The organism is Pseudomonas putida, assembly GCF_002025705.1.
Classification (GTDB): domain Bacteria; phylum Pseudomonadota; class Gammaproteobacteria; order Pseudomonadales; family Pseudomonadaceae; genus Aquipseudomonas; species Aquipseudomonas putida_J.
This window is the reverse complement of record NZ_CP018846.1, coordinates 3,810,422-3,830,792: the sequence shown is the minus strand read 5'-3', so window position 1 is coordinate 3,830,792 and position 20,371 is coordinate 3,810,422. Positions and strand designations below refer to the sequence as shown.

Here is a 20,371-nt window from a genome sequence, read left to right as displayed (position 1 = left end):
CCGTATAATGGCTTGGTCGCCACTTAACTTAATGGCTTTAACGGATTGAATATGACTGAACAGCAACCTGTTGCAGTTCTGGGAGGCGGTAGCTTCGGCACCGCCGTGGCGAACCTGCTGGCCGAGAATGGCGTGCCGGTGCGCCAATGGATGCGTGACCCCGAGCAGGCCGAGGCGATGCGGGTCAACCGCGAGAACCCGCGCTACCTCAAGGGCATCCGCCTGCAGGACGGTGTCGAGCCGGTCAACGACCTGCTGGCCACCTTGCAAGCCAGCGACCTGATCTTTGTCGCGTTGCCGTCGAGTGCCCTGCGCAGCGTCCTGGCGCCGCATGCCGAACTGCTGCGCGGCAAATACCTGGTCAGCCTGACCAAGGGCATCGAGGCGCAGAGCTTCAAGCTGATGAGCCAGATCCTCGAAGAAATCGCGCCTGAGGCCCGCATCGGCGTGCTGTCCGGCCCCAACCTGGCCCGCGAGATTGCCGAACACGCGCTGACCGCCACCGTGGTCGCCAGTGAAGACGAACAACTGTGCCAGCGGGTGCAGGCTGTGCTGCACGGGCGCACCTTCCGCGTCTATGCCAGCAGTGACCGCTTCGGCGTCGAACTGGGCGGTGCACTGAAGAACGTCTACGCGATCATTGCCGGCATGGCCGTCGCCCTGGGCATGGGTGAAAACACCAAGAGCATGCTGATCACCCGTGCGCTGGCCGAGATGACCCGCTTTGCCGTCAGCCAGGGCGCCAACCCCATGACCTTCCTCGGCCTTGCCGGTGTCGGTGACCTGATCGTCACCTGCTCATCACCCAAGAGCCGCAACTATCAGGTTGGCCACGCACTGGGCCAGGGCCTGAGCCTGGAACAGGCAGTCAGCCGCCTGGGCGAAGTGGCCGAAGGGGTCAATACGCTCAAGGTGCTCAAGGCCAAGGCCCAGGAAGTGCAGGTCTACATGCCGCTGGTGGCCGGCCTGCACGCCATCCTGTTCGAAGGCCGCACGCTGAACCAGGTGATCGAGCACTTGATGCGCGCCGAGCCGAAGACCGACGTCGATTTCATTTCCATCAGTGGTTTCAATTGAGCGAAGGAGCAGCACATGAACGATACACCCGAGCGCGCCCAGCGCGAGTCGATCATCCTGCGGGTGCTGTGGATGCTGGTGTTCCTGGTGGTCTGGCAACTGGCTGAGCTGCTGCTCGGCGGCCTGGTGCTGGTGCAACTGATCTATCGCCTGGTCTATGGCGCACCGAGCGCCAGCCTGATGAACTTTGGTGACAGCCTCAGCCAGTACCTGGCACAGATCGGCCGTTTCGGTACCTTCCACACTGACCAGAAACCTTGGCCGTTCGCCGATTGGCCGGCAGCGCGTGCCCCGGAAGGCGAGGCGCCCCACGCCGTGGCCCCGGCAGCGCATCCGGTGCGCGACGAGGAGCCCAAGCTGTGAAGCTGTGGGTGCTGCGCCACGGCGAGGCGGAACCGCGCGCCAATACCGACGCCGAGCGGCGCCTGACCGGCCATGGCCGCGAGCAGGTGCTGCACAGTGCTGCGCGGCTGCTTGGCCAGCCGTTGCAGGCAATCATTGCCAGTCCGTACGTACGTGCGCAACAGACCGCCGCCCTGGTGCATGACACCCTGGGCTTCGCCGATCCTGTGCGCACCGTACCGTGGCTGACACCCGACAGCGATGTGCGGCAGGTGATCGGCGAGATCGAGCGTCTGGGCCTGGAGCATGTGCTGCTGGTCAGCCACCAGCCACTGGTGGGGGCGCTGGTCGGCATGCTGGAGCATGGCCATCTGCAGCAGCCAGCGCCAATGAGCACCGCCAGCCTGGCGGAACTGGAAGGCGACTGGCCGCTGGCAGGTCTGATGGCATTACGCGCGCTTAACGTCCCTGACTGAGCTGAAGCAACTGGCATTATTGTCAGTTGCCTTTATTTTGGATCCAATGGATGCTTGGCGCCGGAATGACCAGTGAACGAGATGGCCGGGAGCATTGAATGAGCGGGTTGATGCACGAGCTTTTGCGCTCCCTGGATCTGCAGCCCACGATTGAAGACGTGCAGAACAACAACCGGCTCGATTTCGCCCAGTACAGCCTGCTGCGCGAGGCTGCCGACGCCAAGCTTCATCATCTGATGGGCAGAATTCGCAACAGGGTCGAGCAGCGTCCGCTGGACAACCTCCATGTCGAGCAGGACCTGCACGAGCTGCAGCAATCCTGCATGCGCATGTCTCACCTGCTGCAAACCAGTTGCCTGGCCTTGCGCCGCCTGCAGCTCGACCTTCAGGACCAGGGCCTGGCCCGTGAGGCGCTGGAAAGCCAGATTGCCTACATGCAAGCCTGTCTGCGCCGTTCGCTGGCCAGTTTCGACGAGTCGGCATGACCTGATTGCCCTTGGCGATGACATTTACAGACGTTGCCCAGTGCCAGCATGACGCCGACAATGGGCCATCATCCCCCGTCTGGACCAGGCGCCATGTCGCAGCAGATCTTCTTCGCCCATGCCAACGGTTTTCCCTCGGCCACCTACGGCAAGCTGTTCGCCGCCCTGGCGCCGGATTACCAGGTCAGTCACCTGGCCCAGCATGCCCATGACCCGCGCTTTCCGGTGGACGACAACTGGCAGAACCTGGTCGATGAACTGCTGCATCACTTGGCACAGCAAGAGGCGCCGGTCTGGGGTGTCGGCCATTCGCTGGGTGGCGTGCTGCACCTGCATGCGGCCTTGCGCCGGCCCGAGTTGTACCGCGGAGTCGTGATGCTCGACTCACCGGTCCTGACCCGTGCTGACCAATGGCTGCTGCGCACCGCCAAACGTTTTGGCTTCATCGACCGTATCACCCCGGCTGGCCGTACCCTGGGGCGGCGTGAAGCCTTCGCCGACCGTGACAGCGCGCGTGACTACTTTGCCAGCAAGTCGCTGTTCCGCCACTTCGACCCTGATTGCCTGGAGGCCTACCTCGAGCATGGCCTGCAGGTGGCCGAGCAGGGGTTGCGCCTGCGGTTCGACCCGGCCACGGAGATCAGCATCTACCGCAATATCCCCCACGCCAGCCCGGCGCCCGCGCGCCAGTTGCAAGTACCCTTGGCGATGGTGCGTGGCGAGCGCAGCACGGTCATCCGCCGCCACCATGCATTGGCGGTGCGCGGCATGCCCCGGGGTGAATACCACAGTGTGCCGGGTGGGCACATGTTTCCGCTGGAGCGGCCTACCGACACGGCCAGCCTGATCAAGGGCCTGTTCGACCGCTGGAGCCAGGCATGAGCGCCCAGGTCGAGGAGGTCCGCCTGAGCCTGGGCCATATCGAACTGGCCGCGCACCTGTTCGGCCCGGCGGACGGCCTGCCGGTGATCGCCCTGCACGGTTGGCTGGACAACGCCAACAGTTTCGCCCGCCTGGCACCGCAGTTGAAGGGCTTGCGCATCGTCGCCCTTGATCTGGCCGGGCACGGTTATTCCGAGCATCGCCCCTTGGGCGCTGGTTATGCCCTGGCAGATTACGCCCACGATGTGCTGCGGGTTGCCGAACAACTCGGCTGGCAGCGTTTTGCCCTGCTTGGGCATTCGTTGGGGGCGATCATATCGGTGCAGTTGGCCGGTGCCTTGCCAGACCGGGTCAGCCATCTGGCCTTGATCGACGGTGTCATCCCGCCCACCGGTGCCGAGCAGGATGCCGGCGAGCGCCTGGGCATGGCCCTGCAGGCCCAGCTGCGCCTGGACGGCAAGCGCAAGTCGGTTTACGCGAGCCTGGAGGAGGGCGTACAGGCGCGCATGAAGGGCATGGTCGCGGTCACTCGTGAAGCCGCCGAGCTGCTGGCCCGGCGTGGCCTGATGCCGGTGCCCGGTGGTTACAGCTGGCGCAGCGATAGCCGCCTGACCCTGCCTTCGCCAGTGCGTCTGAGCCAGGCCCAGGCCATGGCCTTTGTGCGGCGGGTGAGCTGCCCGGCCAGCCTGGTGGTGGCCGCCGACGGCATGCTGGCCCGTCACACTGAACTGCTGGAGCAGCTACCCTTTGAGCAGACGCTGCTGCCCGGCGGGCATCACCTGCACCTTAATGACGAACAAGGCGCGGCCCTTGTCGCAGACTGTTTCAATCGCTTCTTTGGCTTTGCTTGACTTGCACCGGACAAGTGTCGAGGCTTGGCGGGTTGAACAGGGAGACAACCATGCAACTGCCAGACATCCTGGAGCTTCAACCCGGCGCGCTGCGCCGCATGGGTCGCCGATGAGCGCGCCCGTTTCCATCCGTACTGTCTTCGCCGCCTGCCTCGTGCTGGCCAGCCCCTTGGTGTGGGCCGGCAGCCTGCCGGTGCCGGTGGACGCCAAGGTGGTCGACCAGCGCCCGGCCGTGGAGCAGGAACGTGTCTACCCCATGGGCCCGTTGCGCAAGATCAGCGGCCGCCTGCGCGTCGAAGACAAGGTCGAAAGCCGTGGCCAGGTCAGTTCGGTCACCTATGAGCTGCCGGTCGAGCGCAGCGCCCGCGAAGCCTTCACCAGTGCCCGCGAAACGCTGCAGCAGGACGGCGGCTACCCGCTGTTCTGGTGCCAGGGCCGCGATTGTGGCGAAGGCAGCCTGTGGGCCAACGATGTGTTCGCCAATGCCCGGTTGAATGGCGGCGACGAGCAGCAGGCGTTCATCCTCCTGCGCCGCTCGGCCGAGGAGGCCGACACCCTGGTCGCGCTGTACAGCGTGACCCGTGGCAACCGCCGCGCCTACCTGCATGTGGAAGAGTTCGTTGCCAGCAGCCCGCTGGGTGAAATACTGCCCACCGCCGCCACGGTGCTGCGTGAAATGCGCGACACCGGCAAACTCGACTACCCTGACCTGGCTGCGCCAAGGGACAGCTGGGTGACCTTGCTGGCGCGCAGCCTGAACCTCGACAGCACCTTGCGCGCAAGCCTGAGCGGCGCCCAGGCCGGGGCCTGGCGCGAACAGCTGGTCAAGGCTGGCGTGCGTGACGGCCGGCTTGAAGTCGGTGATGCACCCACCGATGGCCTGCACCTGGAACTGATCCGTTGAGTGAGCGCCACCATGGCCAATAATGACCGCCTGTTGATCCAGATTCTGCTGCTGGCGCTGCTCGGTGCCGCCCTGTGGGTCATGGCACCGTTCATATCCGCGTTGTTGTGGGGCGCGATCCTGGCCTTCGCCAGCTGGCCGCTGATGCGCCTGCTGACGCGTGTGCTCGGTGGGCGTGAAACCCTGGCTGCCAGCGTGCTGACCACGGCCTGGATCCTGATCGTCGCCTTGCCGCTGGTGTGGCTGGGCTTCAACCTGGCCGACCACATCCGCGACGCCACCGCCTTTGTGCGGGACGTGCAGGTCGATGGCCTGCCCGATGCACCAGACTGGCTTGGCGGCATTCCCTTCGTTGGCGAGCGCCTGGTCCGCTGGTGGCAATCACTCGACCAGCAAGGCGCAGCCCTGCTGGCATCGGTGAAACCTTACCTGGGGCAGGTCGGCAACTGGTTGTTGGCGCGCAGCGCGCAGATCGGCAGTGGCGTGCTGGAGCTGACCCTGAGCCTGGTGTTCGTATTCTTCTTCTACCGTGACGGGCCGCGCCTGTCGGCATTCGTGCTGCGCCTGCTGAACCGGCTGGTGGGCGAGCGGGCCGATTACTATCTGGAGCTGGTGGCCGGGACCGTGCAACGGGTGGTCAACGGCGTGATCGGCACGGCGGCGGCCCAGGCCCTGCTGGCGTTGATCGGCTTCCTGATCGCCGGGGTACCCGGGGCGATCGTGCTGGGGCTGGTGACCTTCATGCTCAGCCTGATCCCGATGGGGCCGCCACTTGCGTGGATCCCGGCGACCGGCTGGCTGGTATGGAAGGGCGAGTACGGCATGGCGGTGTTCCTCGGCATCTGGGGCACCTTCGTCATCAGCGGCGTGGACAACGTGCTCAAGCCCTACCTGATCAGCCGGGGCGGCAACCTGCCGCTGGTAATCGTGCTGCTCGGCGTATTTGGCGGGTTGATCGCCTTTGGTTTCATCGGCCTGTTCATCGGCCCGACCTTGCTGGCGGTTGGTTACAGCCTGCTGCTGGACTGGAGCCGCAATTCGGCGCAGCCCCAGCAGTGAGCCTGCACTGGCCTTCTCGCGGGTAAACCCGCTCCCACAGGATCGCCATAGCCTTTGAATTCGGTGCGGCCTCTGTGGGAGCGGGTTTATCGAGGCGTCGAACCGCCGCGAAGAGGTCAATGCAGGCATTCAACAAACCTCATCTTTACGCATTCTTTATTCCCATCCCCACCCCCTGATCTCGCCCCTTTACGCCCCTCCCTCGGACAATTCCCTCAAAGCGGTCAACGCCGCACCACGGGGGAGTTCCACTCATGTACATGCTCGACGGTCTGTCACTGCTGCTGGCAGTGGCGTTGGCGGTTTACCTGCTGGTGGCGCTGCTGCGCGCCGATCGCAGCTAGGGAGCGGCCATGCACAGTTACGATTACGCTTTGCTAGTGGTCTTTTTCGCCATCGTGCTGTTGCCGGCACCCTGGCTCGGGCGTTTCTACTACAAGGTCATGGAAGGGCGGCGCACCTGGCTGACGCCTGTACTGGGCCCGCTGGAGCGGCGTTGCTACAGCCTGGCTGGCGTGCGTGCCGACCAGGAGCAGAACTGGAAGCAGTACACCCTGGCCCTGCTGGCCTTCAACCTGGCGGGCTTTGTGCTGCTGTTCGCTGTACTCCTGCTGCAAGGCTACCTGCCACTCAACCCGCAGCACCTGCCCGGCCAGGAATGGTCGCTGGCGTTCAACACGGCGGTGAGCTTCGTAACCAACACCAATTGGCAGGCCTACAGCGGCGAGGCGTCGGTCAGCTACCTGAGCCAGATGCTTGGCCTGACTGTGCAGAACTTTGTCAGCGCCGCCACCGGCCTGGCCGTGCTGGTTGCCCTGTGCCGCGGCATCGCTCGCCGCTCCACCACTGACCTGGGCAATTTCTGGGTCGACATGACCCGCGCCACCCTCTACGGCCTGCTGCCCTTGTGCCTGCTGCTGGCACTGCTGCTGGTCTGGCAGGGCGTGCCACAGACCTTCGCCGACTACGCCCACGCCGTTACCCTGCAGGGCGCTGACCAGACCATCCCGCTGGGCCCGGCCGCCAGCCAGATTGCCATCAAGCAGTTGGGCACCAACGGTGGCGGCTTCTTCGGCGTCAACTCGGCGCACCCGTTCGAGAACCCGACGGCCTGGAGCAACCTGTTCGAGGTGGCCTCGATCATCCTGATCCCGGTGGCGCTGGTGTTCACTTTTGGTCACTACGTCAAGGACCTGCGCCAGAGCCGCGCAATCATCGCCTGCATGCTCGCCCTGTTCCTGCTCGGCGGCGCCACTGCACTGTGGTCGGAACACCAGCCGAATCCGGAACTGGAAAGCGCCCAGGTGCAGCAGAGCGCGCCCATGGAAGGCAAGGAAAGCCGCTTTGGCACCACCGGCTCGGTGCTGTGGACAGTGACCACCACGGCTGCCTCCAATGGCTCGGTCAACGCCATGCACGACAGCCTCAACCCGCTGACCGGCATGGTCGCGATGGTCAACATGATGGTCGGCGAGGTGATTTTTGGCGGCGTCGGTGCCGGGCTCTACGGCATGTTGCTGTTCGTGCTGATTGCCGTGTTCCTGGCTGGCCTGATGATCGGCCGCACGCCGGAATACCTCGGCAAGAAGTTGCAGGCGCGTGAGGTACAGCTACTGGTGGCAACCCTACTGGTGATGCCGGTTGGCGTGTTGGTGCTCGCGGCCATCGCCGCCAGTTTGCCTGGGCCGGCAGGCGCTGTGAGCAACCCGGGCGCCCACGGTTTCAGTCAGCTGCTGTACGCCTATACCTCGGCCACCGCCAACAACGGCTCGGCGTTCGCCGGGTTTGGCGCCAACACGGTGTACCACAACGTGATGATCGGCCTGGCCATGCTGATCGGCCGCTTCGGTTACATCCTGCCGATCCTGGCGTTGGCCGGCAGCCTGGCAGCGAAAAAGACCGCGCCCCAGGGTAGCAACAGTTTCCCCACCCACGGCCCGCTGTTCGCCAGCCTGTTGCTGGTGACCATCCTGCTGGTCGGTGGCCTGACCTTCCTGCCGACCCTGGCCCTCGGGCCGATCGCCGAACAACTGAGCCTGGGTTTCTGAGGAATCATCCATGAACATGCCCATTCCTGAAGTGAAAGCCTCGCGCAGCGCCAACGACCAGACCCGTTTCGCAGCGCTGTGGCGCCCGGCACTGGTGCAGGCCTTCGTCAAGCTTGACCCGCGCCAGCTCAAACGTGCGCCCGTGATGCTAGTGGTCGCCTTGACGGCCATTCTCACCACCGCGCTGTGTTTCGCGCCCGGCAATGGCGTCAGCACGGGCGTCGCCGCGCAGATCGCCCTGTGGCTGTGGTTCACCGTGCTGTTTGCCAACTTCGCCGAGGCCCTTGCCGAAGGCCGGGGCAAGGCCCGTGCCGACAGCCTCAAGGCCGGTAGCCAGGGGCTGACGGCGCAGCGCCGCAAGCGCGATGGCAGTTTTGAAGGCGTCGCTGCCACGGCATTGCGCAAGGGCGATGTGGTACGCGTGGTGGCCGGTGAAATGATCCCTGGTGACGGCGAGGTACTCGAAGGCATCGCGGCGGTCAACGAAGCGGCCATCACTGGCGAATCCGCGCCTGTCATTCGTGAGTCCGGTGGCGACCGCTCGGCCGTTACCGGCAACACTCGGCTGGTCTCGGATTGGCTGTTGATCCGCATCACCAGCAACCCCGGCGAGTCGACCCTGGACCGCATGATCGCCCTGGTCGAAGGTGCCAAGCGGCAAAAGACCCCCAACGAAATCGCCCTCGATATCCTGTTGATCGGCCTGACCCTGATCTTCCTGATCGTGGTGGTAACCCTGCAGCCGTTCGCCCATTTTGCCGGCGGCAGCTTGCCGTTGATCTTCCTCGCTGCACTGCTGGTGACGCTGATTCCCACCACCATCGGCGGCCTGCTCTCGGCCATCGGCATCGCCGGCATGGACCGGCTGGTGCGCCTGAACGTGATCGCCCGCTCCGGCCGTGCGGTGGAGGCGGCCGGCGACGTTCATACGCTGATGCTCGACAAGACCGGCACCATCACCTTCGGCAACCGCCGCTGCAGCGCGTTGCACGCCGCCCAGGGCGTGACCGCCAAGGAACTGGGGGAGGGCGCATTGCTCGCCTCGCTGGCCGACGATACCGCCGAGGGCAAGTCGATTGTCGAGTACCTGCGCCAGTTGCACGATTTCATAGAGCCTTCGACCGGGCAGTACCAGGCGATCGCCTTCAGCGCCGAGACGCGCCTGTCGGGTATCGATTTCCAGCAGCACCGCTACCGCAAGGGTGCCGTCGACGCAGTGCTGGCCTTCGTCGGCATGCAGCGCCTCGACCTGCCAACCGCTTTGGCGCGTGAAGTGGAGCGCATCGCACAGAGCGGTGGTACTCCTCTGTTGGTGTGCGTCGACAAGCGTCTGCTTGGCGTGATTCACCTCAAGGATGTGGTCAAGCCGGGCATCCGCGAGCGCTTCGCCGAGCTGCGCAAGCTGGGCATCCGTACCGTGATGGTGACCGGCGACAACCCGCTGACCGCTGCAGCCATCGCTGCCGAAGCCGGGGTGGACGATGTGCTCGCCGAGGCCACGCCAGAGAAGAAGCTGGCGCGCATTCGCCAGGAGCAGAACGACGGCCGCCTGGTGGCCATGTGCGGCGACGGCGCCAACGACGCCCCGGCGCTGGCCCAGGCGGACGTCGGCATGGCCATGAACGATGGTACCCAGGCGGCGCGCGAGGCAGCCAACATGGTCGACCTGGACAGCGACCCGACCAAGCTGCTGGATGTGGTGCAGGTGGGCAAGGAACTGCTGGTGACCCGCGGCGCATTGACCACTTTTTCCATCGCCAACGACGTGGCCAAGTACTTCGCCATCCTGCCAGCGCTGTTCGCCGCCATCTATCCGCAGCTGGGTGTGCTCAACCTGATGCACCTGGCCAGCCCGCAGAGCGCGATTCTTTCGGCCATCGTGTTCAACGCGCTGATCATCATCGTGCTGATCCCGCTGGCGCTGCGCGGTGTGCGCGTGCAGGCCGCGAGTGCGGCGCACTTGCTGCGGCGCAACCTGCTGATCTACGGGCTGGGTGGCATCATCGTGCCGTTCGCCGGGATCAAGCTGATCGACCTGTTGCTCAATGCCTTGCATCTGGTCTGAGGAGGCCATCATGAACAGTTACGTACGCCCGGCGTTGAGCCTGATCCTGCTGATGACCCTGGTCACTGGCGCGCTGTACCCGTTGGCGGTTACCGGGGTTGCCCAGCTGGCGTTCCCCGAGCAGGCCAATGGCAGCCTGGTGCGCGATGCAGGCGGGCAGGTGCGTGGTTCGGCCCTGATCGCCCAGGATTTCCAGGGTGATGGCTGGTTCCACTCGCGGCCCTCGGCGGGGGCATTCGCCACCGTGGCCAGCAGCGCGAGCAACCTGGCACCGAGCAACCCGGCACTGGCCGAGCGGGTCAAGGGCGATGCTGCGGCACTGTACCAGGCGCCGCTGGGGCCGGTGCCCCAGGCGTTGCTGACTACGTCAGGTAGCGGCCTGGACCCGCACTTGCCACCGGAAGCGGTGGCCTACCAGATTCCTCGGGTGGCGGCGGCGCGCCAGGTGCCGGTGGAACGCTTGCAAGCCTTGCTGGAAGAGGCCACCCTCCACCCATTGATCGGACCGCCGGTGGTCAATGTGCTGGCACTGAACCAGGCACTTGAGCAACTGAGTCGCTGATACCAAACTGCCCTCGCCCCCTGTAGGAGCGGCCTCGTGTCGCGAAAGGGCTGCGAAGCAGCCCCAGCATTCTCAGCACTGATGCTGAGAACCTGGGGCCGCCTTGCGGCCCTTTCGCGACACGAGGCCGCTCCTACAAGGCATGAGATGCCCCCAGAAGGACGAAACATGAGTGACTCCACCCGCGCAGACGCGCTGTTGGCCACCCTCCCACGCAGCGGTCGCGGTCGGCTCAAGGTGTTCCTCGGCGCCGCTCCCGGCGTCGGCAAGACCTTTGCCATGCTGCAGGCCGCCCACGCCCAGCAACGCCAGGGCGTGCAGGTGCTGGCCGGGGTAGTGGAAACCCACGGCCGTGCCGAGACCGAAGCGTTGCTCGGCGGCCTGCTCCAGCAGCCCCTGCTGCGCAGCGAATACCGCGGCGTCACCCTTGAAGAAATGGACCTCGACGGTCTGCTCCAGGCCGCGCCGACCCTGGCCCTGGTCGATGAACTGGCCCACACCAACGCCCCCGGCAGCCGCCACGCCAAACGCTGGCAGGACGTGCAGGAGCTGCTCGCCGCCGGCATCGACGTGTACACCACGGTCAACGTCCAGCACCTGGAAAGCCTCAACGATCAGGTCCGCGGCATTACCGGCGTGCAAGTGCGCGAAACCCTGCCGGACTGGGTGCTGCAGGAAGCCTTCGAACTGGTGCTGATCGACCTGCCGCCGCGTGAACTGCTGGAGCGCCTGCGCGAAGGCAAGGTGTATGTGCCGGAGCAGGCGCGGGCCGCCATCGACGCATACTTCTCGCAAACCAACCTGACCGCCCTGCGCGAACTGGCCATGCAGACCGCCGCCGCCCAGGTCGACGCCGACCTGGCCCACGGTTACCGACTGCGCGGCGAAGCGGCGCCGGCCTTGCGTGGGCGCCTGCTGGTGGGCGTGGATGGCGACGAGCAGGCCGAACGCCTGGTGCGCCACGCCAGCCGCGTTGCCCAGCGCCGCCACCTGCCGTGGAGCCTGGTACATGTCGACAACGGCCGGCTGCGTGACGAAGCCGCCCGCCAGCGCCTGCAGGCGGCCCAGCAACTGGCCGAACGCCTGGGTGGCGAGGTGGTGTTGCTGCGCGCTGGTGAGGTGGCGCGGACCTTGATCCAGCACGCCAGCGAGCGTCGTGCCAGCCTGGTGCTGGTCGGTCAGTCCCGTGACCGCCTGCGCCGGCGCCTGTTCGGTGCCGGCGTCGCCACCCGGCTGCTGCGCGAAAGCCATGGCCTGGAGATCAACGTGCTCGACCGTGACAGCCAGGCCCGTCCGGCCCGAGCGGCGGTCAGCCGGGTGTGGGTCTGGCGCCATTACCTGCTCGCGCTGCTGGCTACGGTGCTGGCAGCCGGCCTGGCCTGGGGCGTGTCGAGCGTGCTGGCGCTACCCAACATCTCGTTGGTGTTCCTTGCTGCTGTGCTGCTGGTGGCCGTGCGCAGCAGCCTGGGCCCGGCGCTGGCCTGCGCGGCGCTGTCGTTCCTGAGCTACGACTTCCTCTTCATTCCGCCGAATTTCTCGTTCAGCATCCAGCGCGAGGAAGATGTGCTGACGCTGGTGTTCTTCCTGCTCATGGCGGCGCTCACCGGTAACCTCGCGGCCCGCCAGCGCAGCCAGCTGCAGGCCCTGCGGGAAACCCAGGCGCAGACCAACCAGCTGCTCGACCTGTCGCGCCGGCTGACCGTGGCTACCGACCGCCAGGCGGTATTCAATGCGGCCGGCCGACACCTCAATGGCTGGAAGGAGGTGCAGGTGTGCCTGCTGGAGCGCAACAGCGAAGGCCTGCTGCAACTGGCGAGTGGCGAAGCCCAAGCGTTGAGCGACAACGAGCGTGCCGCCGCCGAGTGGGCCTGGCAGCACGGCCAGGCCGCTGGCCACGGCAGCGATACCTTGCCCAATGGCCGCTGGTGGTGGTGGCCGCTGGCGGTTGACGATCAACCCCTGGCCCTGCTCGGCGTGCGCCCGCGTTCCGGCGAACCGCTGAGCGCCCAGCGCCGGCGCCTGCTGATGGCCCTCGGCCAACCTCTGGCCCAGGCCCTGGCCCGTGCCCGGCTGGCTGAACAACTCGAAGCCGCCCGCCTGCACGGCGAAACCGAGCAGCTGCGCAGCGCCTTGCTGGCCTCGGTATCCCACGACCTGCGCACCCCGCTGACGGCCATGCGCGGCAGCATCGACAGCCTGCTGGCGCTGGGCGAGGCGATCCCCGTCGAAGACCGTCGTGAACTGCTCGAAGGCACGCGCAACGAAGCCGAACGCCTGGACCGCTATATCCAGAACCTGCTCGACATGACCCGCCTTGGCCACGGTGGCCTCAAGCTTGCCCGCGACTGGGTTGCCCCCGCCGACATCGTCGGCAGCGCCTTCAACCGCCTTCGCGCGGTGCTGGCGCCGCTGCGCGTGCACACCGACGTGCCGGCGGAGCTGCCGCTGCTGTTCGTGCACGCCGCGTTGATCGAACAGGCGCTGATCAATGTGCTGGAAAACGCCGCACGCTTCTCGCCCTCACAAGGCCGCCTGGAGCTGCAGGTATCGGTGCACGACGAGCAGTTGCACTTTGCTGTCAGCGACCAGGGGCCCGGCATCCCGGTGGCCGAGCGCGAGAAGATCTTCGACATGTTCTACACCGCTGCCCGTGGCGATCGCGGCGGCCAGGGCACCGGCCTGGGCCTGGCCATCTGCCAGGGCATGATCGGTGCCCACGGTGGGCAGATCCTGGTCGGTGAAGGCATCGATGGCCATGGCACCTGCATCACTCTATGCTTGCCGCTGCCCCAGCAACCTGAAGCCGAAAGCGAAACCCCATGAGCCAGTCCGCCACCCTGTTGGTCATCGACGATGAACCGCAGATCCGCAAGTTCCTGCGCATCAGCCTGAGCTCCCAGGGCTACAAGGTGATCGAGGCCGCCACCGGCAGCGAAGGGCTGGCCCAGGCCGCGCTGGCCAAGCCCGACCTGGTGGTGCTCGACCTCGGCCTGCCCGACATGGACGGCCAGCAGGTGCTGCGTGATCTGCGCGAGTGGAGCGCGGTGCCGGTGCTGGTGCTGTCGGTGCGGGCCAGCGAGGTGCAGAAGGTCGATGCGCTGGATGGTGGCGCCAATGACTATGTGACCAAGCCCTTCGGCATTCAGGAGTTTCTTGCCCGGGTGCGCGCGCTGTTGCGCCAGGTGCCGCAGTCGGGTGGCAGCGAAGTGACGGCCAGCTTCGGGCCACTGGTGGTGGATTTCGCCTTTCGCAAAGTGACGCTGGATGGCGTGGAGGTCGCACTGACGCGCAAGGAGTATGCATTGCTGGCGCAACTGGCCGGGCACCCGGGGCGGGTGATTACCCAGCAGCAACTGCTCAAGGACATCTGGGGGCCGACCCATGTCGACGATACCCACTACCTGCGGATCGTGGTGGGGCATTTGCGGCAAAAGCTCGGCGATGACCCGACAGCGCCGCGGTTCATCATAACCGAGGCAGGGGTGGGCTACCGCTTGGTGACGCCAGCTGCGATCTGACTGCTTGTGGGAGCGGCCTTGTGTCGCGAAAGGGCCGCAAGGCGGCCCAAGGTTTTCAGCATCATTGTTGAGAGTGCGGGGCTGCTTTGCAGCCCTTTCGCGACGCAAGGCCGCTCCCACAAGAACTGCGTCGGTCAGGCCCTGGGAGGCTCCTTCTCGAACAGCTGGCGCATCACTTCCAGGTAGCGTCTGGCACCCAAGCCCAATGGCCGTGGCTTCAGCCAGATGATGTCGACCCACAACCGCAAGCGGCTGGCCATGTTGTCAAAACGCACCTCGGCCAGTGCACCCGAGGCAATAAGCGGCTCCACCAGCGGCTGCGGCAGGTAAGCCCAGCCCAGGCCGGACTGAACCAGATCGAGCGTCGCCAGGTAGCTGTCGGTCAACCATATGCGCCGTGACAGCACCATGCGCGGGTCCGAGCCGGTCGCCTTGCCCGAGGCCACGATGATCTGCCGCTGTTCGGCAAACGCTTCCTCAGGCAGCGGCGTACCACTGTTGCTGCCTGCGGGGTGGCGCGGCGAGGCTACGGCCACCAGCAGCTGGCTGCCGGCTTCGAGAAAGGACTCGCGCTCATCGATCCCGGGCCGTTCGAACACCAGCGCCAGTTGCACGCTGCCTTCATGCAGCAAACGCACCGCCTCGGTCTGGGTCGCCGAGCGCACTTCGATTTCCAGGCTGGGAAATTCCTTCGCCAGGGTTTCCAGCGGCTGGCTCCAACGGCCGGTCTGCAGCTCTGGGGCCATGGCGATGGTCAGGCGCTTTTCCAGCCCCTGGTGCAGTTGCAGGGCCTGGGCGTCGAGCAGGTTGAGCTGGCAGATCACCTGCCGCGCCTGCGGCTCCAGGGCCAGGGCGGCGCTGGTGGGCAGGGCTTTGCGTGTGGCCCGGTCGAACAAGACCAGGTCCAGCTCTGCCTCCAGCTGCGCGATGGCCATGCTCACGGCCGACGGTACACGCCCCAACTTGCGCGCGGCGGCAGAGAACGAACCCGCCTCCAGCACGGCGAGGAAAATTGCCAATGAGTCGCTGCTGAAGGCCATGTCCGCAAACCTGAGGAAGAGGCCGGAAAGTATGAACACTCGCCGGCCTGGTTGACAGCCCTCTTACAGGCCTTCGCCAAGCACCCGGTCGATGCTGTCGACGAAGTAGTCGACGCTCGCTCGGGTGGTGCACATCGGCGGCTTGATCTTGAGGATGTTCAGGTAGTCGCCGGTTGGCTGCATGAAGATCCCCAGCTCGCGCAGGCGGTCGCACAGTGCCATGGTTTCCTCGGTGGCCGGCTCGAGGGTTTCACGGTTGCGTACCAGCTCCAGCCCCAGGTAGAAGCCTGAGCCATGGGCTGCACCGGCCAGCGGATGCTTGTCGACCAGGGCCTGCAGGCGCGCCTTGAAATAGCGCCCGGTGTCGCGGGCGTTGTCCCACAGGCCTTCCTCCTGCATCACGTCCAGCACTGCCATGCCGATGCGGCAGCTGACCGGGCTGCCGCCTGCCGAGGAGAAGAAATAGCCCTCGGCCTCCAGTGCCTCGGCGATCTCACGGCGGGTGATGACCACGCCCAACGGTTGGCCGTTGCCCATGCCCTTGGCCATGGTGATGATGTCCGGCACCACGCCCTGTTCCTCGAAGCCCCAGAAGTACTCGCCCAGGCGGCCATAACCGACCTGCACCTCGTCGGCGATACACACGCCACCGCGGGCGCGGACCTTGGCATACGCTTCGCGCAGGTAACCGGCCGGCAGCGAGATGCCACCGGCATTGCCGTACACCGGCTCGCAGATGATGCCGGCCAGTTGGCGGCCACGGGCGTCGAGGTCGGCCAGCTTGGCGTCGACGTCGCGCAGGTAGCCGGCGGCCGTGTCGGCGCCGCGCAAGCGACCGCGGAAAGTATTCGGTGCCTCCACCGGGTGCACCCAGTCCGGGCGGGTTTCCAGGGCCTGCGGGTTGTCGGCGATGGAGGTGGAAATGGCATCGGTGGCCACCGACCAGCCGTGGTAGGCCTCCAGCACGCTGAGCAGGTCGCGGCCACCGCTGTAGGCCCAGGCCAGGCGGATCGCCAGGTCGTTGGCCTCGGTGCCGCTGTTGACCATGAATACCCGGTCGAAGCCCTCGGGTGCGAGGTCGAGCAGGCGCTCGGAGAACTCGGTGATGGCGGCGTAGTGGAAGCGCGAGTTGGTGTTGAGCAGCGACCACTGGCGCGCCGATTCGGCGACCATGCGCGGGTGGCCGTGGCCCAGCACGGCGACGTTATTGAGCATGTCCAGGTACGAGCGGCCCTGCAGGTCGATCAGGTAGTTGCGCCAGCCGCGTTCAATCTGCGGTGGTTGCGCGTAGTAGTGTTTCTGCGAGCGGGCGAAGCTGGCGTCGCGACGGGCCAGCAAGGCCTGCGGGTCGGGCAACGGTTCGGCATCGCAATCGAAGCCCAGCAGCGCGGCGGGCGACGGGCACACGGCCAGCCAGGCAGCAGCCTGGGACGGTGTGGCGAAGAACGGCGGCTGAGTGCGGGTGTCGAGGCACAGCTGGACACTGAGAAAGCCGCAGCTGCTGCCCAGGGGTTGCCCTTTGGCCACGGCCTGGCCATCCGCCGGGGCATCTTCCAGGCCGTGCAACCACAAAGCCCAGTGTGGCGTGCGCAGGCAGCCACGGCCGTCGCCGTGACGTTGCCAGATGCCCGCCTCGGGCGCCTGAACCGGGCTGCCATTGGGCACATGCAGCTCTACGCCCAGCGCGCAGGTTGCCGGTTCTTCGGGGCGATCGATATGGGTTTGTGACAGGCGATACTGGCCGTGCAGGGTACAGGCAGGCGCCGGTTGCGAGCTCAGCAGGTGTTGGTCGAAGCCCGCCTGTTCCCAGTTGCCGGCTTCGCAGTGCGCGCTGAGGACACCCAGATCGACCCGGCAGACCGGCTGCCCGGCCAGCTCAGGGAGCAGCGGCGCACAGCCTGTCAGGTCGGCTGAGTCGGCCGGCAGGCCGGCCGCCTGGAGAATGGCCGCCTCCATCAAGGCGAATGGCACGGCCATGGCGGTATCGAAGATTTCCCATTCATGGGCGACGTTGTCGCGGGTGTACTGGTTGTCCGGGTCCACGGCCAGTTGCTGCGCGCTGCTCAGCACCAGCACCGCCGCACGGTTCAGTACCAGCGGCCACAAGGCGCGCAGCTCGGCCTCGGTCAGCGGGTTGAGGGCCTGGTAGGCGCTGACCGCCGGCAGGATGCGCAGCGGATCGCCTTCGGCATGGTGCAGCAGCGCTGCGCAGGTCACCGAGAGGTCGGCGATGCGCCAGGTGCGCGACAGGTCGCCAAAGTCGATCACGCCCTGCAGTTGCCATTGGCGCTGGTCGTCGCGGGCCCACACGGTGTTGTCGTCGGTGATGTCCAGGTGCACGGCCTGGGTCGGCAGCTGTTGCGCCAAGGGTGCCAGGCGCTCGCTGGCCAGGCGCGTGGCTTGCTCGATGCGGGTGCGTTGCCCGGCATCCTGCAGCACCGGCAGCAGGTGCTCGATCAGCGCCTGGGCATGTTGCGGGTCCCATTGCAGTGTGCGTTCAAGGCCTGGGTGGTCGAAGTCGACCAAGGCCAGGTCGAGCCGCGCGCACAGCCTGCCCAGTTCGGCCATCAGGCGGGGCGGCATGTTCTTGAGACGGGTCACGGACTGGCCGTCGATGTAGTCGAGCAGGCGTACCCGCAAGGGTTGCCCGTCGATGTCCACTGCCAGCAAGGTTTCGCCACTTTGCGCAGCTTGCACGGCGGGCACTGGCAAGCCCTGCTCACGCAGGTAGGCCAGGGCGGCATGCTGCGCCTGCAGTTCGACCTGGGCGTAGCTGCCGTGGCAGGCCTTGAGTACGAAGCGCCCTTGCGCTGCGTCCACGCGGAAGTTCAGGTCCTGCTGGCTGCCCAGTGCCGTCAAGTCGCCATCCAGGTCGTAGTGCGTCTGCAGCAGCGCGTGCGCCTGAGCTTCGCTGAGCGATGGGCTGGGCAGGGAGGAACGCTGGATCAGCGTGTCGAGGGCAGGTGAGGCGGGTTTTTGTTGTGGGCTGGACATGGGGGCTACCGTTGCTGCTGGGAGTTGACTGCGCAGAATCTATTCCCGTTCTGGCTGATGATGAAAGACGATCGTGATCAGAATTTTTGATGACGCATTGTGGGGGGTGTCGCGGGATTGCGGTGGGGCTGCTTGGTGCATACCTTGGTTTTTGCAGGGTCGCAGAAATCGAGCGCCGCCCGCGCGGCGCATCGCGGATGAATCCGCTCCTACATTTGTTGCAACGTACCGAACTTGACAGGCCATGGTTGCCCGCCTTGGCGTACGCCTCAAGCCGTATGAGGCGGCATCAATGCGCACCTCTGAATCCCGTCATACCAACAAGGCTGACAACCATGGCCTTACAGGCATGGCCACGTTGCAACAAATGTAGGAGCGGATTCATCCGCGATGCGCCGCGCGGGCGGCGCTCGATCTCAAAGGCGCTGCAAATCGCTCGGCAGACACCTGGTGGCCCTCATGAGGAATTCACTCCCCCAAAAAGGCCGCCTCCAACAATTGCCGCGTATAAACATGCTGCGGCGCATGGAAGATCTCCCGCGCATCCCCTTGCTCCACCACATGCCCATGCTTGATCACCATCAACTGGTGGCTCAGCGCCTTGACCACCGCCAGGTCATGGCTGATGAACAGGTACGTCAGGTTGTACTTCTGCTGCAGGTTGCGCAGCAGTTCCACCACCTGCCGCTGCACCGTGCGGTCCAGCGCCGATGTCGGCTCATCCAGCAGAATCAGCGCCGGCTTCAACACCAGCGCCCGGGCAATGGCGATGCGCTGGCGCTGGCCACCGGAAAACTCATGCGGGTAGCGATGCCGAGTCCGCGGGTCCAATCCCACTTCTTCTAGGGCCGCAATGATCGCTGCCTCCTGTTCCTCAGGCGTACCGATCTTGTGAATCCGCAACCCCTCGCCAACGATATCCGCCACGCACATCCGCGGGCTCAGGCTGCCGAAAGGGTCCTGAAACACTACCTGCATCTCCCGTCGCAGGGGCCGCACTTCCTTCTGGTTCATCCCTTCGAGCTGCTGCCCATGAAAGCGGATTCCTCCCTGGCTGGAGATCAACCGCAGGATCGCCAGGCCCAGTGTCGACTTGCCCGACCCGGACTCGCCGACGATCCCCAGCGTCTGCCCCTGGGGCAGGCTGAAGTTGATCCCGTCCACCGCCTTTACGTGGTCAACCGTCTTGCGCAATAACCCCTTCTTGATCGGGAACCACACCTTCAGGTCATTTACCTCCAGCAAGGGTGGCCCAACCGGGTTATGCGCAGGCAACCCGCTGGGCTCGGCATTGATCAGCATCTGCGTGTAGTGATGCTGTGGGTCACTGAACAGCGTGGCGCACTCGGCTTGTTCGACGATCTGCCCGCGTTGCATCACGCACACGCGATGGGCGATACGACGCACCAGGTTGAGGTCGTGGCTGATCAGCAGCAGTGCCATGCCTAGCCGCGCCTGCAGCTCTTTGAGCAGGTCAAGGATCTTCAGCTGCACGGTCACATCGAGTGCCGTGGTCGGCTCGTCGGCGATCAGCAGCTCCGGCTCGTTGGCCAGGGCCATGGCGATCATCACCCGTTGGCGCTGGCCGCCGGACAGTTCATGGGGCAAAGCCTTCAGGCGTTTGCGCGGTTCGGGGATGCCGACCATTTCCAGCAGTTCCAGCGTTCGCGCCGTGGCTTGCTTGCCAGTCAGGCCTTTGTGCAGCAGAAGGATTTCGTTGATCTGCTTCTCGATGCAATGCAGCGGGTTCAGCGAGGTCATCGGCTCCTGGAAGATCATCGCGATGCGGTTGCCGCGAATGCGCTGCATGGCCTTCTCGTTCTGTTGCAGCAGGTCCTTGCCTTCATAGCGGATGCTGCCGCTGGGGTGGCGGGCCAGCGGGTAGGGCAGCAGGCGCAGAATCGAGTGCGCGGTAACTGACTTGCCCGAACCGCTTTCGCCGACCAGGGCCAGGGTTTCGCCTTTGCGGATGTCGAAGCTGATGCCGTCGACCACGCGGTTGACCTGCTCGCCGGTGACAAACTCCACGGCCAGGTCGCGCACTTCGATCAGGTTCTGTTCGCTCATT

17 protein-coding genes are annotated in these 20,371 nt (G+C 65.7%); 14 read left to right on the top strand and 3 right to left on the bottom strand.

Annotation, left to right across the window (positions count from 1 at the left end; genetic code table 11):
- The first annotated feature begins 51 nt into the window (after window positions 1-51).
- The 14 genes from BUQ73_RS17335 to BUQ73_RS17270 all read left to right on the top strand — a co-directional run bounded on the left by BUQ73_RS17335 (window position 52) and on the right by BUQ73_RS17270 (window position 14,269).
- The gene (locus BUQ73_RS17335) at window positions 52-1,077 is read left to right on the top strand and encodes an NAD(P)H-dependent glycerol-3-phosphate dehydrogenase (RefSeq protein ID WP_079228990.1); all 1,026 of its coding nucleotides are present in this window, start codon (window positions 52-54) and stop codon (window positions 1,075-1,077) included.
- A 15-nt stretch (window positions 1,078-1,092) separates the two neighbouring features.
- On the top strand, window positions 1,093-1,440 hold the full coding sequence (locus BUQ73_RS17330; RefSeq protein ID WP_027919063.1) for a DUF4389 domain-containing protein: 348 nt from the start codon (window positions 1,093-1,095) through the stop codon (window positions 1,438-1,440).
- A complete protein-coding gene (gene sixA / locus BUQ73_RS17325; RefSeq protein ID WP_060486063.1) occupies window positions 1,437-1,895 on the top strand; it encodes a phosphohistidine phosphatase SixA in 459 nt (152 codons plus the stop codon). Before BUQ73_RS17330 ends, sixA begins: the two co-directional genes overlap by 4 nt.
- 110 nt (window positions 1,896-2,005) lie before the next feature.
- Entirely contained in the window at window positions 2,006-2,380 is a 375-nt protein-coding gene (locus BUQ73_RS17320) for a hypothetical protein (protein WP_079228989.1), read from the top strand.
- Window positions 2,381-2,473: 93 nt separating this feature from the next.
- The gene (locus tag BUQ73_RS17315) at window positions 2,474-3,262 is read left to right on the top strand and encodes an alpha/beta fold hydrolase (RefSeq protein ID WP_079228988.1); all 789 of its coding nucleotides are present in this window, start codon (window positions 2,474-2,476) and stop codon (window positions 3,260-3,262) included.
- Window positions 3,259-4,113: an alpha/beta hydrolase gene (locus BUQ73_RS17310; protein WP_079228987.1), complete on the top strand. Its 855-nt coding sequence runs from the start codon at window positions 3,259-3,261 to the stop codon at window positions 4,111-4,113. The genes BUQ73_RS17315 and BUQ73_RS17310 overlap by 4 nt, the downstream gene beginning before the upstream one ends.
- Window positions 4,114-4,222: 109 nt before the next feature.
- Window positions 4,223-5,017, top strand: coding sequence for a DUF4892 domain-containing protein (locus tag BUQ73_RS17305; protein ID WP_079228986.1), 795 nt, complete (start codon window positions 4,223-4,225; stop codon window positions 5,015-5,017).
- Between the two features lie 12 nt (window positions 5,018-5,029).
- On the top strand, window positions 5,030-6,076 hold the full coding sequence (locus tag BUQ73_RS17300; protein WP_079230580.1) for an AI-2E family transporter: 1,047 nt from the start codon (window positions 5,030-5,032) through the stop codon (window positions 6,074-6,076).
- Window positions 6,077-6,330: 254 nt separating this feature from the next.
- The gene (gene kdpF / locus BUQ73_RS17295; RefSeq protein ID WP_033696222.1) at window positions 6,331-6,420 is read left to right on the top strand and encodes a K(+)-transporting ATPase subunit F; all 90 of its coding nucleotides are present in this window, start codon (window positions 6,331-6,333) and stop codon (window positions 6,418-6,420) included.
- A 9-nt stretch (window positions 6,421-6,429) separates the two neighbouring features.
- Complete coding sequence (gene kdpA, locus BUQ73_RS17290; RefSeq protein ID WP_079228985.1) at window positions 6,430-8,124, top strand: potassium-transporting ATPase subunit KdpA; 1,695 nt, start codon at window positions 6,430-6,432, stop codon at window positions 8,122-8,124.
- 10 nt (window positions 8,125-8,134) lie between these two features.
- On the top strand, window positions 8,135-10,189 hold the full coding sequence (gene kdpB / locus BUQ73_RS17285) for a potassium-transporting ATPase subunit KdpB (protein WP_079228984.1): 2,055 nt from the start codon (window positions 8,135-8,137) through the stop codon (window positions 10,187-10,189).
- A 10-nt stretch (window positions 10,190-10,199) separates the two neighbouring features.
- Complete coding sequence (gene kdpC / locus BUQ73_RS17280) at window positions 10,200-10,751, top strand: potassium-transporting ATPase subunit KdpC (RefSeq protein WP_027919072.1); 552 nt, start codon at window positions 10,200-10,202, stop codon at window positions 10,749-10,751.
- 168 nt (window positions 10,752-10,919) lie between these two features.
- Window positions 10,920-13,574, top strand: a complete 2,655-nt coding sequence (locus BUQ73_RS17275) for a sensor histidine kinase (protein ID WP_079228983.1) — start codon at window positions 10,920-10,922, stop codon at window positions 13,572-13,574.
- Window positions 13,571-14,269, top strand: a complete 699-nt coding sequence (locus BUQ73_RS17270; RefSeq protein ID WP_079228982.1) for a response regulator — start codon at window positions 13,571-13,573, stop codon at window positions 14,267-14,269. Before BUQ73_RS17275 ends, BUQ73_RS17270 begins: the two co-directional genes overlap by 4 nt.
- A gap of 134 nt (window positions 14,270-14,403) precedes the next feature.
- Here BUQ73_RS17270 and BUQ73_RS17265 read toward each other — a convergent pair whose 3' ends face one another.
- The 3 genes from BUQ73_RS17265 to BUQ73_RS17255 all read right to left on the bottom strand — a co-directional run bounded on the left by BUQ73_RS17265 (window position 14,404) and on the right by BUQ73_RS17255 (window position 20,370).
- Entirely contained in the window at window positions 14,404-15,309 is a 906-nt protein-coding gene (locus tag BUQ73_RS17265) for a LysR family transcriptional regulator (RefSeq protein WP_079228981.1), read from the bottom strand.
- A gap of 63 nt (window positions 15,310-15,372) precedes the next feature.
- Entirely contained in the window at window positions 15,373-18,303 is a 2,931-nt protein-coding gene (locus tag BUQ73_RS17260; protein ID WP_079228980.1) for an aminotransferase, read from the bottom strand.
- Between the two features lie 468 nt (window positions 18,304-18,771).
- Window positions 18,772-20,370, bottom strand: coding sequence for an ABC transporter ATP-binding protein (locus tag BUQ73_RS17255; protein WP_079228979.1), 1,599 nt, complete (start codon window positions 20,368-20,370; stop codon window positions 18,772-18,774).
- Between the last annotated feature and the right edge of the window lies 1 nt (window position 20,371).